The following is a 17,081-nucleotide window of genomic DNA, read 5'->3' as shown; positions in this document are numbered from 1 at the left end:
CCCCTGGATAAATCCAGGGGATTCTTTTTTTAACTTTCATCAAAGCTTCCTTTCAGCCGGGGCTTCCAGTTTAAGGTCCAAATATATTGTTATTTTCCGGTGGATATTCCTCTAACTTCTCAGCAAATCTACTATCATCAGAAGGAGCAGCTCCAGATTTTTTGTCAAAATAAACAGCTATCGCCCCCAAAATAACAACAGGTGTAAAAATATATAACCAAATCATTATCATACCTCCTTACTTCACTAACTCATTAATAATATTATATTACAAACTTAAGTTTATTTTACAAATATTCACAAATTAAAACCGCGTCATTAGTAGGAGAATCCCAATAAAAGATCACCAAAGTTAATCAATCCAATTTTTAATGGTAATACTAAGATTTATATCGTAAAAGTAAAATATAGTAAGGAAGGGTAACGATGCCACGAAAAGCTTCACCGAATATGAATAATGAGGTGCCTGACACCGAAGAGAATGATGAATCGAAAAATGACCACAAAAATGAAGATGAAGTTGAGAAACTTAGTTACATGTTAGGAGCTGTAATGAATTATTTGTCCGACGATGAATTAGAAGAGCTTGATGTCGAATTCCTTTTAGACGAAACAGAAGGTCTGCGGGAATGGTGGGACCGATATCGAGAAAGCAACAAAAAGCAGATTGAGGAAGAAATTAAAAAATCTCTGGGTGAACTGTCATTAAAAGAACTGGAAGAAATCCGTGAAAAGATCAAAGAAAAGCAGAATTAAATATTTATCAAGATATTTCTGACTAAAAACCGTTTTATATACGGTTTTTTTTTATGGCCATTCAAATTTTTGGAATATCTTTTTTATTTTAAATTAGATTAGATATAGTTAGAATAGATTTTATATGCCGTGAGTAAAGAAGGAGAATAAATTGACTGTAGAAAACAATAAGTACCAAGACCAATCATTATTTAGCATCACGTGGCCTCTTTTCATCGAAATATCACTTCATATGGGTATGGGAATTGTTGCTACGTTAATATTAAGTGGATATTCAGACAATGCAGTGGCAGGAGTCGGCGTAGCCAATCAGATTATTAATATATTTATTTTAGTCTTTAATGTCACTGCCATCGGAGCGACCATCCTGATCGGTCAAAATTTGGGTGCAAACCGATTAGACCGGGCACGACGCCTTGCAAGGTCCGCCTTTGGGGTAAACTTCTGGATTGGTGTTGTGATGACCATCGTTGTCGTGGCTTCTGGCGGAGTATTTTTAAAATTTTACGGACTGAGCGGGGAAGTTTACGATTTTGCTTATACCTTCCTATCTATCATCGGGCTGTCTCTTTTCCTAGAAGCTATTGCGTTAGCATTAAGTGCTGTTTTGCGCAGCTACGGACACACAAAAGAAACCATGGTGGTTACGATTATTATGAATGTAATTAGTATGGTCGGTTCCTTTATTGCCATTAAAGGGTGGTTCGGCCTTCCTGTAACAGGTGTTGCCGGGGTTGCCTATGCCATGTTTGCTGCCCGGATTTTTATCATCGCCGCACTTTTTTACTTTGTTTATAGACAACTAGCCTTAAAGTTTCATATGAAAGATTTGTTTAAAATTAATAAAACGGATGTTAAGGGACTTCTTTCTATTGGGATCCCTTCTGCTGGAGAAAATCTCTCTTATCAATTTTCACAAGTGGTGATTACAAGCTTTGTGGCACTTACAGGGGATGCAGCGTTAGCAGCACGGGTGTATATTTTAAATATATCCATGGTTTGCTTCCTATTTACATTTGCAATTGGCCAAGGGACACAATTGTTGATTGCCCGTTATATCGGAGCCAAACAATATGATCGAGCCCTGAAAAGGGGCCTTAAGACTTTAAAAATTGCCGTGATTGTTTCGGCATCCGTTTCACTTGCAGTTGCTTTAATTGGCAAGCCAATATTAACTATATTTACAACCGATGCTGACATAATCGCTATCGCCCTTCCCGTATTGTGGGCGATTGTGTTCATTGAACCAGGCAGAGCCATGAATATCGTTCTGATGGGTTCTTTAAAATCAGTCGGTGATGTCCGCTTCCCTGTTGTCATCGGAATAATCTCTATGTGGGGAATTGCCGTCGTCCTTAGTTACTTTTTCGGAATTACACTTGGTTTAGGACTATTAGGAATTTGGCTTGCCCAAGGATTAGATGAATGTATCCGAGGATTTTTTGCCCTAAAGCGCTGGGTTTCTAAACCATGGGTTAAGAAGAAAGTGGTCGAACAAAACTTATCATCAAATATGACTTAAATTACTTAATAACTCTCACTAGCAAGGCTGCTAAAATGGCAGCCTTTTTCTATTTGTACTAAAAGGACAGAAAGTGGATGGTGTATTTTTAGTTGAATTGGACGGTTAACAATTCATCCGGATGGGATATTATTAACCTATTAATCTTTAACGGAGATGATGAAAATGACCTGGGCTGTGGTTTCGATAATTATCGTAAGTACGATTAAAATATTAATGACCTGTCTTCCAACTGGGCCGGTGGAATGGCTTATAAGGAAATTTGAAATTCATTCAAAACTTAATGAAACAGACGTCACTATAACCATCAACGGAAAAAGCTTGGTAGGTGGAGAGAAACTTCAAGTGATTCAGCACTTTAACGAAGCTACCTATTTAAAGCAGCATTATATCTATCCAGGGACTGAGGAATTATTTTTACATCCCGAAAATAGCAATACTCCATTGGTTATTGATACGAAAAGTGGTAAAAAAGATGTTAGATTATTTGTGTTCAGTTACAACGATCGCATTGATGTAGTCAAACAGTACAAGAAGAAGGTCATAGCTTATAGTCTGTCTTCTGAACCTCTTCAAAAAAGCACTTTGGAAGTACAATACTAATTTACCTCTAATATGAAAATGAACACCGGAGCCTGGTCCAGTGTTCATTTTTATTTCTATTACTTTTTTAATAGCTCCGTTATTCTGGTTAAATCCTTTCGGCGATAGACACTTAAGACAATCCCAATTAAAATAGCATTTAGAAGTGTTGGCATTAGTCCATAGCTGATAAATGGCAAGGACATCGAAATTAATGGGAAAACTCCTAATGTCATTCCGATATTTGTAGCTAGCTGGACGGTATAAAGAGAAACGGCTCCGATTAGCAGAAGTTTGCCGTACGGATCTTTTATCCTACTTGTGATGATCATCATTCTGGCGATAAATAGACCAAGGATTACCACTAACACAATGGCTAAAAGCCAGCCGTAGTAATAGGTAAAGCTAACAAAAACTAGATTGGTGTGGGCTTCGGGAATGAATTCTTTGTTCATGGAGTGACCAAACCAGCCTGCTTTTGAAAGAAATTCTTTTACATGTAAGATCATAAATCCTGGTCCATCAGAATATTCTTCCGGGTTTAAGTAAGCCAACAATCGATCTTTCTGATATACCCCTAAAAACTTCCATGAAATAAGGCTTACGAACAAGAAAAAACTTACGGATAATCCCCAGATTGATAGAACAATTTTCCGACTAAACCGGCTCCACCAAAGCATCGAAAAGACCATGATGGTGTAAATGTAGGTAGTAGAAATACTAGGTACTGTAAGTAGTAAAAAGAATGGCAGGAGGAACAATAGACTAAACTGCCAGACCTTCAACCTCTCAAGATTAAATAAGGAAGCCCAGGCAAGGAAGAAGAATGGGAGCGACATGATACTTTCAATCGTTAATGGTCCAACCCTAAGAAGTGAAAGTCCATTAATCGTGGTGTTTGAAAATAGTCTTAACACTAGAAGAATCAATACCCCAATGGAATAAAATAACCACCCTTGCTTTTTTAACTTCCGATAATCCATCAGCATGATCCCTAAAACGGATGCACTCCCGATTAAAGTAATAATGACTTTAGACACTAACAAATATTCTCCTATAGGGATTGAAAACATTGGTAAAAATCCAAGCCCGAAAATGGTCACTAATAAAATCATCAGGATCCAATCTACTTTGGGCCGATGGAGTTTATTGAGCTGCTGCCCTAATTGAATTGGGCTCCCCATTTGTTCGACTGCTTTTTCCTCCGCCTCTGTTTCTTTCAGCCCCTTCTTTATCCAGACGTTTTTCGCTTCCTTCACGTGATAATTCAATTCATCTGTAACATATTGCTTTGCTTCCTTCGATTTAATTTGAGCGATGACTTCACTTAAAAAGACTTGTTTTTTATTCACTTATGCCTCACCTCTCAAATAATTCTTTCCATACTACTTGGCTATTAATTTGTCTTTTATCAGCTTTCCGCAGCACTTTTCGTCCTCTATCCGTTAGTTGATAATACTTGGCTCCAGCTTCAGTCCAGTTTGATTGGATACATCCTGACTGTTCTAGTCGATGTAAAAAAGTGTATAAAAATCCTTCATTGTCTTCATACTTTTTAATACCTCTTCCCCGCAACTGCTTCGTTAATTCAAAACCCGTTTTTTCATGAACAAGCAGCTGCATAACCGCTAGCAGAATGTCTTCATCACTTTCGGCTGGTTGATTAATTTTTCCAAGGATATTTCTACGATGCTTCTCCGTAAAGTTCAATTGAGAAAACATCCGTTGATCCATGGCCTTTTTTAAGTTCTTTAAACGATCCTCCATCATTTTTCCTCCAATCGTTCTTTCAGAAGTTCCTTTGCTCGTCTGAGCCTGGTTTTTACAGTGTTAGCTCCCACATCTGTTACTAAAGCAATTTCTTTAATGGGCAACTCCTCGTAATAATAGAGATAGATGACTTCCCGATATTTAATAGGAAGGAGCATGATTGCAGCAATCAATTGATCATCCTCTTGTCTTTGAATGACCGCCTGTTCGATCATTTCCTTTTTCGTCGTGTTATGTAACGGTTCATCCTCTGTAATGACGACATTCTTGTTGTACCAGCTTTTCAGAAAATCTTTGCAATGATTGATAGCAATTTTCCACAACCAAGTTCGTAGTTTCGATTTGCCGCTATATGTATGAAGTCCTTTATAACACTTAACAAATATATCCTGCGTTAAGTCCTCTGCGATTGCACGATTATTTACATATGAAAAAACCAGCTGGAGGACTTCCTGTCCATACCTGGTCATAATTTCATCAATAAGTAATTCTTTATCTTCTGTTTCTACTACTCCCAATGTTAGTTCTTCCACGTCTATTCCTCCTTCCTTAAATAATAGACGATGCACTCATGGATAAAGTTTTTAAAAATAATATTTTTTGAAAAGGAAACAGTAATCTAAAAAAAAAAACGCCCATCGGCGTTTTTTCTACTTCTATAAACTGATTTCTGCTTCCTAAGAATTAACTAAATACAAGCTCTTTTTCACTTAGTCCAAGTGTCTGCTCTGTTGAAGTATGAATTTCATGCAAAAGCGCTGGGTTTTCCATTAGTGACTTGCCATATGAAGGTATCATTTCTTTGATTTTAGCTTCCCACTCTTTGATATGTTGAGGGAAGCATTTTTTGATTACCTCAAGCATTACATGAACGGCAGTGGAGGCGCCAGGAGAAGCACCCAATAACGCAGCGATCGAGCCATCAGCGGCAGTAATCACTTCTGTACCAAATTGCAGTGTTCCTTTTCCGCCTGCTTCCGTATCTTTGATAACTTGTACACGTTGGCCGGCTACTACTATATCCCAATCCTCAGTTTTAGCATTCGGGATAAACTCTCGTAACTCTTCCATACGCTGTTCTTTCGTTAACATCACTTGTTGAATCAAGTATTTTGTTAGTGACATCTCTTTTGCGCCTGCAGACAACATCGTCAAAACATTATTCGGTTTGACAGAAGTGATTAAATCCATATTTGAACCTGTTTTTAAGAACTTTGGTGTGAAACCGGCAAATGGTCCAAATAGCAGCGATTTTTTATTATCGATGAATCTTGTGTCAAGATGCGGAACAGACATTGGCGGAGCACCAACTTTAGCTTTGCCGTATACTTTTGCATGATGCTGTTCTACAACTTCTGGATTGTTACATACCATGAATAGCCCGCTTACTGGGAATCCTCCGACATGTTTTCCTTCAGGAATACCCGATTTTTGCAGTAAATGCAGGCTTCCTCCACCGCCTCCGATAAAGACGAATTTTGCGGTATGGCGTTTGACTGTACCGCTAAATTGATTCTGCACTTTCAATTCCCATAGGCCGTTGGTAGTACGTTTGATACCGTTAACACTATGATTATAGTTTATCTGGACATTTTTATTCTCTAAGTGTTCAAACAACATGCGTGTTAATGCCCCAAAGTTGACATCTGTTCCAGAGTCAATTTTGGTTGCCGCTATCGGTTCATTCAATGTACGGCCTTCCATGATCAGCGGAATCCATTCGATCAGTTTTTCATGATCGTCAGAGAATTCCATTCCCTGGAATAAAGGATTTTTTGACAGCGCTTCAAATCGTTTCTTTAAAAAAGCTAGATTTTCTTCCCCTTGTACTAAACTCATATGCGGCAAGCGTTTGATAAAGTCCTGTGGATTATCGATCAGCTTGCTTTTTACTAAATAAGACCAAAATTGCATGGAAACCTGAAACTGTTCATTAATTTTTATCGCTTTACTAATATCTAAAGATCCATCTGGTTTTTCAACTGTGTAATTAAGTTCACAAAGTGCCGCATGACCCGTTCCTGCATTATTCCATTCGTTAGAGCTTTCCTCGCCTGCGTTTTCGAGTTTCTCATACACAGTAATTTCCCATTCTGGTACTAATTCTTTCAAGAGTGTCCCAATAGTCGCACTCATGATTCCGGCACCAATTAAAATGACGTCTGTTTTTGTTTCTCCGTAGTTCATTTTAACCAACCTTTTCCCCTGAAATTTACAGAAAAGATGTAGGTGTTACACCAAGGTAATGCGCGACCCAATCACACACCTTTTCTGTTTCAAAATTAATAACATTTCATTGTGTATACAATTATTTTCAAATTACTATTTCAACTATTATTATATGACAATTTTAAATTATTTAAAAGGTATTGGAAAGTGAGAAGTCTTTCCACAAGGTTCTATATCGAATTTTTTCCTAAGTTAAGGCTATGGGGACAGTAAGAAAAGGAATACGTTAACTTTATATATCGTAGGGTGTTAGTTTCTTAATCATAAAAAAGGGTTTTATCACTGGTCCTGTACCGCTATAAGCCCCCAGCAGTCAAGTGAATTTATGGATTTCCAATTATTATCCTGCAAATGTTGTAAGTTTCGGAAAATACGTCATATGCGTCCTGAATTATGTCATATATCTCTTAAAATAGGTCATAAATCTCTCCAGCTTGAGATTATTACCATTTATTTTCCAGTGAATGTCGTAAGTTTCGAAAAATACGTCATATGTGTCCTGAATTATGTCATATATCTCTTAAAATAGGTCATAAATCTCTCCAGCTTGAGGTGATTACCAATTATTTTTCAGTAAATGTCGGAAGTTTCGAAAAATACGTTATATGTGCCCAGAATTATGTCATAAACTTCTATAATTATGTAATAAAACCTCAGAATTTAATTGTAATAAAGTTTAGACTAACGTTTGGTTAATAGCTAAAAAATAAAAATATAGAGGAAAAAACCCGATTTCCTTAGTAGGAAGATCGGGATTTTTTCGTTAGTAGAATAGTGTTCCATTCTTTTTATGCTTGTACTTTTAATAGAGGTTGCTTTTCCTCTTGCAACTCAGGTGGTAATTCGATCCGTTCAACTTTGTTCACGATAAAGATGTAAGATAATGCTCCGATTAACAAAACTGCACCAATAAAGAATAAGGCAGCACTAAAGGAATGTGTTGTACTCAAAATATATCCAACTACGATCGGAATCACGATACCAGCCAAGTTACCTGATGTATTAAAGATTCCACCGTTGAGTCCAATGAGTTCCTTTGGAGACATATCACCAATAAGCGCCCAGGTTCCTCCAGCCATCCCTTTTGCGAAAAAAGAAACTGACATGATTAGCATGATAAGCGCAGCAGAAGACGTATAATTCGCCAAGACAACCACACTCGAAAAAAGAAATCCGATGATAATCGGTGTTTTACGCGCTGCACCAAGGGACTTTCCACGTTTTAACAAGTAATCAGATAAATACCCACCAACGATCCCCCCTAAAAAGGCCCCTAAATATGGGATCGAAGCCATAAATCCAACCTTGAGCATGGACATATGTTTTTCTTGAACAAGGTACGTAGGGAACCAGGTTAAGAAGAACCAAAGAATAGTATTGAGGCAGAATTGCGCAATATAGATTCCGATCATTTGTCGATTGGTCAATAGCAGTTTTACATGGGCCCACCTGATTTTGATCGGTTTATCCCCTGCATTTGCCAAGCCGCCGCCTTCAAGGATATAGTCAATTTCGGCCTGATTAGCTTTTGGGTGTTTTTTCGGCTCATGGATATGCTTAAACCAAAACACCGACACCAAAATCCCTGCCAACCCTGCAACATAAAAAACCACATGCCAGCTGTAACTCTGTAAAAGCCAAGCCATTACAGGTGTAAACAATGCAATTCCGAAAAACTGAGCCGAATTATACACGGATACTGCCCTGCCTCGCTCATTCTGAGGAAACCACATGGCAGTCAATCTGCTATTGCCGGGAAACGATGGAGCTTCTGCAACCCCTACGACAAATCTTAAAATGAATAACATGAGAAATCCGCTAACCCATCCTTGAAAAAAAGTAAATAATGACCAGACAAACAGCCCAACTCCATACACAACACGGGCTCCAAATCGATCCAATAACCACCCACCCGGGATTTGCAGAAAGGCATAGGCCCAGTTGAATGCAGAGAAGGCAATCCCCAATGACACCGCATCCAATTGCAGATCTTTGTTCATTACAGGGGCAGCAACACTTAGCGCCGAACGGTCAATATAGTTAACTGCGGTCGTGATAAATAATATAGCCAAAGTCAAATAGCGTACATTGGTTTTTTTAGTAATCGCTTTCAATTCCTGCATATTAACACTCACAAAATTCCCCCCTAAATTATATCAATTCCAATCTAGTCGCGAACGCCACTATTTTCACAAATCAATATTCAGTCATTAATTAATATTTTGATAATTTATCAGTTTGTTCTATTAGAAACTCTTTCCTACTATCACCCTAGCAGTTTCATGGGATAGTTGCTATACGAAAAATGGTTACTAGACATTCGATAACCTCCTTCAATTTCATGTTCGTTTCATTATTCCAGGTGAAAACCCTTACACCAATTATCACTTAACGTATACATTAATGTCAATATTTTATTTTTAGTTCCATGTGCCCAAATATCAGTAGACACAAAAAGAACACAATTAAAAAACAGTAAATTACAGTGTTTTTAAATCAGTAATGCCAAAATATCAATCTTATTTTTTAAAAATCTATTGACTTTAATGTATACATTAATCAATAATTAACACATAAAGTCAGTCACACAATCACCTAACTAACTGGGTTACGAACTAACCCTAAAAAGGAGAGTTATTATGAACGCTATAATGGAAAAAGTACAGCAAAAAGAAAAGATGACGAATCTGATGTCAAAGTTTATATCCCTTGTCAGCTACAAACTTCCAGATGATGTGGAGAATAAGCTGAAAGAGCTGAGCGAAGGGGAGGATAATCCTCTTGCAAAAATCATCTATAAAACTATGTTTGATAACCAAAAGCTTGCCTTTGAGTTAAAGAGACCTTCATGTCAGGATACAGGTGTTCTTCAGTTTTTTGTAAAGTGTGGAGAGAACTTCCCTTTGATTGGACAATTGGAAAGTATTCTAAGAAATAGTGTCTTTCAGTCAACCAAAGAAACACCTTTGCGTCACAATTCTGTAGAAACATTCGATGAGTATAATACAGGAAAGAATATCGGGAACGGTTCACCAAGTATCTTCTGGGAGATTGAAGAAGACAGTGACAAAGTGGAAATCTACACTTATATGGCAGGAGGAGGATGTACCCTTCCTGGAGTGGCAACAGTTCTAATGCCCGGTGAAGGCTATGAAGGCGTTGTAAAGTTTGTTCTTGATCGCATGACAAGTTATGGACTTAACGCCTGCCCTCCACTTCTTGTAGGTGTTGGCGTCGGTACTTCTGTTGAAACAGCGGCATTAAATTCAAAATTAGCCCTGATGAGACCTGTTGGAAGTCAAAATGAAAATGAAAACGCTGCAAAGATGGAAAGACTACTTGAGGATGGAATTAACGCGATTGGCCTTGGACCTCAGGGACTTAAGGGATCTAAATCCGTCATGGGTGTAAATGTTGTGAATACAGCAAGACATCCATCTACGATTGGAGTTGCTGTTAATACCGGATGCTGGTCACATAGAAGAGGAAAGATCACATTTGATAGTAATTTAAACTATGAAATTAGTACTCACGAGGGGGTAACACTATGAGTAAAAAGGTTTTAACAACACCTATAAAAGATGAAGATCTTAAGGATATACGAATTGGAGACATTATCTACCTAACCGGTACGATTGTTACTTGCAGGGATGTTGCCCATAGAAGGCTTATTGAAGAGAAAATTCCATTACCTGTCGACCTTAGGGGTAAAGCTATTTTCCATGCAGGTCCGATTGTTAGAGATCTCGGAAATGAACAATACGAGATTGTCTCTATTGGCCCCACAACCAGTATGAGAATGGAGAAGTTTGAAAAGGAATTTATTGAAGAAACAGGTGTTAAACTCATTGTTGGAAAAGGTGGAATGGGGAGGAACACTGAAGAAGGCTGCAAGACTCATAAAGCATTACACCTCGTTTTTCCAGCCGGAAATGCCGTTTTTGCGGCAACAAAGGTTGAAGAAATCAAAGAAGTACACTGGAAAGATCTTGGAATGCCTGAATCTCTTTGGGTCTGTGAAGTGAATGAGTTCGGTCCTCTGATTGTTTCCATTGATGCAGAGGGAAAAAATATCTTTGAAGAAAATAAGGTGGAGTTCAATAAAAAGAAGGACGAACAAATTGAGTTAATCAGCCAGCAGGTAAGATTCATCAAGTAAATTTTTCTATAACATGATATCTTTGGGATATTTTATCTATAGATGGAGATGGTTTGATATGGCTATGCAGGTACTGCAAAAAACACAAACGATAGTCCGCTATCAGAATGATAACGGTGAAGTATATAACGGAATTGTTGAGGATAATGAAATTTTACAATTGTCTAGTAATTTTACTGAAGTTCTAAACAACGAACTAAATTTTGACGGCGTAAGAGTTAAATATAGTGATGTGAAAATTCTAGAGCCTGTAGCCCCCTCAAAAGTTGTTAATTTCGGCTGGACCTATGCAGCACATGCAAAAGAAACTGGAGGTAAGGCTAATCTCAAAGAACCGTTTTTGTTTTTAAAGCCGGCATCTTCCTTGATTCCAGATCAAGGGGAAATCATTCTTCCTTCAAGTGATTTAACCAAGCAGGTGGAATTGGAAGGAGAAGTGGCACTTGTTATTGGTAAGCGTGGGAAAAATATAAATGAAGAAGAAGCATTGGATTATGTTTTTGGCTGTACAATCTTTAACGATGTAACAGCCAGAGATCTGACAAAAAAGGATCCCCAGTTTACACGCGGCAAGGGGTTTGACACTTTTGGTCCTTTAGGTCCATGTATCGTGACGGGGATAGATCCAACTAATTTGCAAATAGTTACAACCTTAAACGGAAAAGTCGTACAGGATGGTAATACGAATCAGATGTCACTTTCTATCCCTTACCTTATCAGTTGGATATCACAGGTTATGACACTGGAGCCAGGTGATGTTTTGGCTACTGGTTCCCCTTCTGGGAGTTGTCCGATGAAGTCAGGTGATGTTGTTTCTGTGGAAGTAGAAAATATCGGGAAACTATGTAATTATGTAATATAGCATTTACTAAACAAGGGCTGCAGTGGATTTCTTGAAAATCTCTGTAGCCCTTTTTCATTAATTAAGGCATTGATCGGATAATTTGTAATATTTCACTTCGGGCTCTAAACCGATGGGATTGTAACATGGATCGTGCAGCATCTGGTTCTGCTGCCCGCATAACAGCCACAATAGCCTTGTGATCCATAATGGAACGTGTTGGTTTCGGCCGAAGCTTAATCGTAAATAATCTGGCACGATAAAGTTGATCAGATTGACTATCCATTACTCCCCTAAGACGGGGATTTTGGGCCAGATCCACAATAAGTTGATGAAATTGTTCATCAAGGTCAGTCCATGCTAGAAGATCTTCGTCTTCAAGTGCTTTTTCCTGCTCTTCTATCAAATGATCAAGTTTGTCCAATTCTTCACTCGTAGCACGCTTGGCAGCCAGGCTGCCAGCAATTCCATCAAGTGCTTCTACCACTTCATAAATATGTTGGAGATCGTCCGCTACAATCGGTGCCACAACAAATCCACGACGCGGTATAAGCTGTACCCATCCCTCCATCTCTAAACGCACGAGAGCTTCACGAACTGGAGTTCTACTCATACCCAATATGTCAACCATTTCCCTCTCTAATATAGTTTGTCCTGGAGGGAGCTGAAGTTGTCGTATGGCATGCCGGGTTGCAAGATACGCACGTTGCGGCAAGCGTGATTCCCCATTATTATCTAAACGATATAAAAATGAATGAATGTTTTGAGAAAGGGCTGAATGGTCCAATTCTTTCAAATTAACATCACCCAATGCAAGTTCATCTGGCGTATTCATAGTTAAAACACACTTCCCAAAATTTGATTATGATAACATTCAAAGAAATCATAACAGAAAAATAATAATCAATAAATCATTCAGCATGGCGCCTCCATCCCGAAACCATCAATTCGGAGTAAAAAAACTGGAGCCCCATCAACATTCTTAAGCCATATATGTTCTTGGCCATGTAAATCGTCCTTCACCCAGACGTCACCTTTAGATACATCACCCTTTTTTCGAACCCAAGTAAGATAGGAACCAACAACTTGAGGAACTTCATCCAATTCATTCTTCTTTGGAAATGAGATTTGTTTTTGTTTCTCTGTTTTAATATTGATCGCATAAAGTGTTGTAAACATGGTTGGAACAGGTCCTTCCTTCCACTCCTTGTTCTCCTTTGCACGAGCGACAATCACTTTGTCCGGTGAGAACCATTCCAAATCAAGATCAACAAAACCTTTAGGGGTATATTCCTTTTGCGGCTTGTAGGTTGGCATATCGGCAATAGTGGTTTTCTTGTTTTCAACAAAAAATCTTCCTTCTCCTGAAATATAGGCTAGTTGATTGGCAGATGGAGCCCACTTAAACCAGTCTTTGAATCCTAGCATTTTACCTACTGCTTGAAAGTGTTCTCCTTTTGATGATAAAACGCATAAGGTATTGCTATCCATCGACCAAGACGCCGTAGGAGTTGCTAAAAAACTAACCCACTTCCCATCTGCACTCCACTTAAAATAATCAGCATCAATCGCAAACAAGTTAGGTTCTTTTGTTTGAATGGTATAAAAATGCTTCATTTTTTCTTTCGCGAGATTGGCATCTATGGGAATCCGATAAAGTGGGATGGGGCCCCAACCAGTAGGACGCAATTTGGATTGTGAGGCAACGATAAATTCCTTCCCATTCGGAAACCATTCAAAACCGCTAACCCCTAATGAAACATTTTCAAACCCCTGCGGGCGGCCATTCTTTGTTTTCGTAACGTTTAATAAACCTTGGTCATTGTAGGCCAACTGATTTTTGTTCGGCGACCACTTAAAATCAGATGTTACGACTCTTACGTAAGGCTGGTAGCTTTCCTTTTCCTGCGTATCATAAATAAATAGATTAGATTTTTCACCTTTTTCATCTCCATCAATATAACCAATAAACCTGCCATCATATGACCATTTCTGAGAATACACATATTGATTTTTAGTGATTTGTATTTCTTGATCTCCCTTTTTGATCCATAGCTGATGATCACGAATAAATGCAGCAGTGAGCGGAGCTCCTGCACTGACAACCGTCGATAAATTAAAACTGATTATTAATAGAAATAATGCTATCCGAAATCCCAAGAACACCCCTCCTATGTATAGGATGCCCTGGTATTTAATGAAGATTCTCAATAAATAACAAGGGTGAAAAGGTCCCGATAATGACGGATATCTTCTCATTTGTGGAATTTAACCATTGCTGCATGTTAGGAGGGTAAGATTAAGTCTCACCTTCAATTGGTAATCAATATTTTTATTGCATTGGTATAAAGGCCACATTCCATATACCATCTTCATCCTTTACCATCTGAAAGCCTTGCTTTCCTTCCGGATTTGTAAACTCTATATACCCTTTGAAAGGGCCGGTCTTGATAAACTTCCCTTCAAGAAGACCTGTATAGGTATCGGCTAATTGCTCCTGTAAAGGACGATCATTTGCAGGAATTTTCTCTTCCTCCTCCTTCGTCCATTGTACATATCCATTTCGGTCCGTATACAATGCATAGGCAACATCATATCTTTGCTCCCCCTGTGCATTCACATAAAACCAGGCAATAACTCTTGGGTCGAGGCCTTTTAAGCGATTTTCGTTTAAATCCGTTGCGAAGGCCTGATAATTGTTCAAATCTTCCTCGGTTAATTTATAACCAGACGACTGCTTTCCTTCCCCCTGATCAGCTAGTTCATCCGCCATTAAATGGGAAGTAAACGGCAGTGCCCCGTTCAGCTTCCAGCCGTTTTCGTACTTGAATTCCAAATTATAGGACCGGTACACCGGTGAACCCTTATGATCAACGGCAACCTGAAACTTCATCGTCCAAGTGGTATCGTTTATTTGTTTACGTGAGGCAATTTGCGCATCATGCCATAATAAGTTCGTACTGCTATCCTTTATCGGCTGAGCAAGTTTTTCTTCATATTTAATAATATCTAAAACGCCAAAAATTCGATTGGCCAACTCATTTGTATATTCTTCTTTTAGATAATCTACAATCTTCTTTTTTGTATTAAAATTATCAGCCATATACCGATATTTCGTGCCGTTATAATGAAATTCGTGTGGTTGTTCCCCGCCGCCATTGTAGACAGCTAGAACATGAGTAAAAGCCTCACTGACCGTTTCCTTCGCCATTTGTTCAGTCAGCACAACAGGGGTTTCGTTATTTTTAACTTGTTCTCCGTTTCTAGGTACAATCGTACTTTCACCCTTGAAAATAACTTGGTAACCTGCAAACATCCCAATGAATAGTAGCACTGCCGTTAGAAGATTAGGGAGCCATGTTCTTTTATCATTTGAATTCTTCGTGGCCATAGAATTTAACTTTTGCTTGAGCTCTTGCTTAAATCGCTGGTCTGCATTTAAATCTGGTCGATCTCGTAAAGGCTGTAAAAATTCATCGTGCATTTTTTTGTTCATTAAAAATCACCACTCCTTCGTTAGACTTGTTTAAGTACTTTTTAAGAAGCTTAATGGCCCGATGATAATCCACTTTAACCTTTGATTCTTTCCAGTCTAGAATCTCAGCCGTTTCTTTTACCGAATACTCCTTTAATCCTCTAAGGATAACCACATTGCGGTATTCTGGCTTTAACCTTAGAAGTGCCTTCTGCAGCACTGCCCAATCCTCGTTTTGATCCATTTCAGCTTCAGGAATAAAATCCTCGCTTTTCCTCATATCTGTAAGAATCGATGCCAAAATCGAAATAAATTTCTTTTTTCTGTAATGATCAATGGCTGTTCTTTTGGCTATAGATATGATCCACGTTTTTACCGATGATTGCTGGCGAAAACTATCATAATGTTTTATAACCTTAATAAAGGTGTCCTGTGTTAGATCCTCTGCCTCTGTCTTACTGTTAGTAAAATATAGTAAATATTGATAAACATCCTCAAAATACTTTTCATAAAGAACATCTATGTACTCTTCCCGGTCACTCAACTCGCTCTCCCCCTTTTTCTGTCAATTAGTCGTTTGATAGTAAAGAAAGGTTTCAATCCATGCCCATTTTTTTGAATCTAAAATATAAGCTTTGTATGTAAACTTCTTATTTTGGTTTGAAGTAACCGATTATCGAATGATTAGCCACTGACTTGGGAATAATTTATTTAAATTATTTGAAGGTGGGATCCTTTTGATTTTAACAAATCCAATAAGCTCATCAGAGGTAGGAACCCTTTGGCTTACATACCAAGAAAAAACTCTTATTATGAGAGTTCTAGAATATTTCATGAAAAAAACGGATGACGAGGAAGCCAGAAATATCTTAGGTGGCTTATGGCAGGAGTTAAATTATTATGTTATAGAAATTGAGAAAATATTTACCCACCAAGGGGTCGTTATTCCTATTGGTTTTAGAAAAGAAGATGTGAATTTAGAAGCCCCCAAGTTATTTGACAATGGATTTGACGTGATGTTTATACGAGTATTAAAAGAAGTAAGCATGGGTATGTACACCATTAACATGAATATGGCCTATAACGATGATGTGATACAGGTTTATGAAGGTCTTACCACTGTTACCCACAAAATTTATAAGTTAGCCACACTATATTTACTGGAAAAAGGAATCTTAACCCTTCCACCAAAAGTGACAATGCCAAAAACAACAGAGTTTATTAAAAGTAAAGATTATATGAGCGGTTTTCACCCATTTAATTCTAAACGAGCTTTAAACGACATTGAAATTGGTATTCTTCATCATGGAATAGAGACTAATAATATTGGAATGCAGCTTATAACAGGATTTGCTCAATCCGCACAGAACAAAGAAGTTAGAAAATATTTTGAAAAAGGAAAAGAACTTGCAAAAAAACAAATTAAAATATTCCAAGAAATTCTTTTGGAAAATGATATACAGATCTCTGCCCATTCGGGGGGGACGGTAACAACGTCAACCATTGCCCCATTTTCAGATAAACTAATGATGCATTGTATCACCTTTCTAAATGGATTTTGCATCGTTGGAAATAGCTTTGGTACATTTTTTACTTTAAGAAATGATATCTCCTTAAAATTAGCCCTCCTAGCCAAAGATATCTATTTTTATGGTCAAGAAGGAATTGAAATTATGATCAAGCATCAATGGTTTGAGGAACCTCCACAAGCAGAAGACAGAAATCAAATCATTAATAACTCATGAAT

General features: G+C 38.0%; 17 protein-coding genes. 7 read left to right on the top strand and 10 right to left on the bottom strand.

Features of this window, described 5'->3' with window-relative positions:
* Positions 1-70 precede the first annotated feature (70 nt).
* A complete protein-coding gene (locus tag QNH17_RS03835; protein WP_283877478.1) occupies positions 71-226 on the bottom strand; it encodes a hypothetical protein in 156 nt (51 codons plus the stop codon).
* A gap of 200 nt (positions 227-426) precedes the next feature.
* Between QNH17_RS03835 and QNH17_RS03830 the strand changes: the two genes are divergently transcribed.
* From QNH17_RS03830 to QNH17_RS03820, 3 genes are all read left to right on the top strand, one after another.
* On the top strand, positions 427-756 hold the full coding sequence (locus QNH17_RS03830; RefSeq protein WP_283877477.1) for a hypothetical protein: 330 nt from the start codon (positions 427-429) through the stop codon (positions 754-756).
* Positions 757-907: 151 nt separating this feature from the next.
* The gene (locus QNH17_RS03825) at positions 908-2,278 is read left to right on the top strand and encodes an MATE family efflux transporter (protein ID WP_283877476.1); all 1,371 of its coding nucleotides are present in this window, start codon (positions 908-910) and stop codon (positions 2,276-2,278) included.
* Between the two features lie 165 nt (positions 2,279-2,443).
* The gene (locus QNH17_RS03820; protein WP_283877475.1) at positions 2,444-2,881 is read left to right on the top strand and encodes a YfmQ family protein; all 438 of its coding nucleotides are present in this window, start codon (positions 2,444-2,446) and stop codon (positions 2,879-2,881) included.
* Between the two features lie 59 nt (positions 2,882-2,940).
* On the opposite strand, the gene QNH17_RS03815 is transcribed toward QNH17_RS03820, so the two are convergent.
* The 5 genes from QNH17_RS03815 to QNH17_RS03795 form a co-directional block, all read right to left on the bottom strand.
* Complete coding sequence (locus QNH17_RS03815; RefSeq protein WP_283877474.1) at positions 2,941-4,212, bottom strand: FtsW/RodA/SpoVE family cell cycle protein; 1,272 nt, start codon at positions 4,210-4,212, stop codon at positions 2,941-2,943.
* 7 nt (positions 4,213-4,219) lie between these two features.
* The gene (locus QNH17_RS03810; protein ID WP_283877473.1) at positions 4,220-4,627 is read right to left on the bottom strand and encodes a PadR family transcriptional regulator; all 408 of its coding nucleotides are present in this window, start codon (positions 4,625-4,627) and stop codon (positions 4,220-4,222) included.
* On the bottom strand, positions 4,627-5,163 hold the full coding sequence (locus QNH17_RS03805) for a sigma-70 family RNA polymerase sigma factor (protein ID WP_283877472.1): 537 nt from the start codon (positions 5,161-5,163) through the stop codon (positions 4,627-4,629). Before QNH17_RS03805 ends, QNH17_RS03810 begins: the two co-directional genes overlap by 1 nt.
* 151 nt (positions 5,164-5,314) lie before the next feature.
* The gene (locus QNH17_RS03800; protein ID WP_283879428.1) at positions 5,315-6,817 is read right to left on the bottom strand and encodes a malate:quinone oxidoreductase; all 1,503 of its coding nucleotides are present in this window, start codon (positions 6,815-6,817) and stop codon (positions 5,315-5,317) included.
* An 830-nt stretch (positions 6,818-7,647) separates the two neighbouring features.
* Positions 7,648-8,982, bottom strand: a complete 1,335-nt coding sequence (locus tag QNH17_RS03795; protein WP_283879427.1) for an MFS transporter — start codon at positions 8,980-8,982, stop codon at positions 7,648-7,650.
* 516 nt (positions 8,983-9,498) lie between these two features.
* Between QNH17_RS03795 and ttdA the strand changes: the two genes are divergently transcribed.
* The 3 genes from ttdA to QNH17_RS03780 are packed head-to-tail and all read left to right on the top strand — an operon-like array spanning position 9,499 to position 11,880.
* The gene (gene ttdA, locus QNH17_RS03790) at positions 9,499-10,410 is read left to right on the top strand and encodes a L(+)-tartrate dehydratase subunit alpha (protein ID WP_283877471.1); all 912 of its coding nucleotides are present in this window, start codon (positions 9,499-9,501) and stop codon (positions 10,408-10,410) included.
* The gene (ttdB, locus tag QNH17_RS03785; RefSeq protein WP_283877470.1) at positions 10,407-11,018 is read left to right on the top strand and encodes a L(+)-tartrate dehydratase subunit beta; all 612 of its coding nucleotides are present in this window, start codon (positions 10,407-10,409) and stop codon (positions 11,016-11,018) included. Before ttdA ends, ttdB begins: the two co-directional genes overlap by 4 nt.
* A gap of 58 nt (positions 11,019-11,076) precedes the next feature.
* Positions 11,077-11,880 (top strand): fumarylacetoacetate hydrolase family protein, encoded by an 804-nt coding sequence (locus QNH17_RS03780; protein WP_283877469.1) that lies wholly within the window; start codon positions 11,077-11,079, stop codon positions 11,878-11,880.
* Between the two features lie 61 nt (positions 11,881-11,941).
* Here the strand turns inward: QNH17_RS03780 and QNH17_RS03775 are convergent, their stop codons facing one another.
* The 4 genes from QNH17_RS03775 to QNH17_RS03760 form a co-directional block, all read right to left on the bottom strand.
* A complete protein-coding gene (locus QNH17_RS03775) occupies positions 11,942-12,694 on the bottom strand; it encodes a GntR family transcriptional regulator (protein WP_283877468.1) in 753 nt (250 codons plus the stop codon).
* 80 nt (positions 12,695-12,774) lie between these two features.
* A complete protein-coding gene (locus tag QNH17_RS03770; RefSeq protein ID WP_283877467.1) occupies positions 12,775-14,019 on the bottom strand; it encodes an eIF2A family protein in 1,245 nt (414 codons plus the stop codon).
* 172 nt (positions 14,020-14,191) lie between these two features.
* Positions 14,192-15,355 carry a DL-endopeptidase inhibitor IseA family protein gene (locus tag QNH17_RS03765; protein WP_283877466.1) on the bottom strand — a complete coding sequence of 388 codons (1,164 nt, stop codon included), beginning with the start codon at positions 15,353-15,355 and terminating at the stop codon, positions 14,192-14,194.
* Entirely contained in the window at positions 15,333-15,878 is a 546-nt protein-coding gene (locus tag QNH17_RS03760; protein ID WP_283877464.1) for an RNA polymerase sigma factor, read from the bottom strand. The genes QNH17_RS03765 and QNH17_RS03760 overlap by 23 nt, the downstream gene beginning before the upstream one ends.
* 193 nt (positions 15,879-16,071) lie before the next feature.
* Here QNH17_RS03760 and QNH17_RS03755 point away from each other — a divergent pair, with 193 nt between their 5' ends.
* Positions 16,072-17,079, top strand: a complete 1,008-nt coding sequence (locus QNH17_RS03755; RefSeq protein ID WP_283877463.1) for a DUF3231 family protein — start codon at positions 16,072-16,074, stop codon at positions 17,077-17,079.
* Positions 17,080-17,081: the final 2 nt, after the last annotated feature.

It is taken from the genome of Neobacillus sp. SuZ13, from assembly GCF_030123365.1.
Lineage (GTDB): Bacteria > Bacillota > Bacilli > Bacillales > Cytobacillaceae > Neobacillus.
This window is presented reverse-complemented; position numbering and strand designations above follow the sequence as displayed.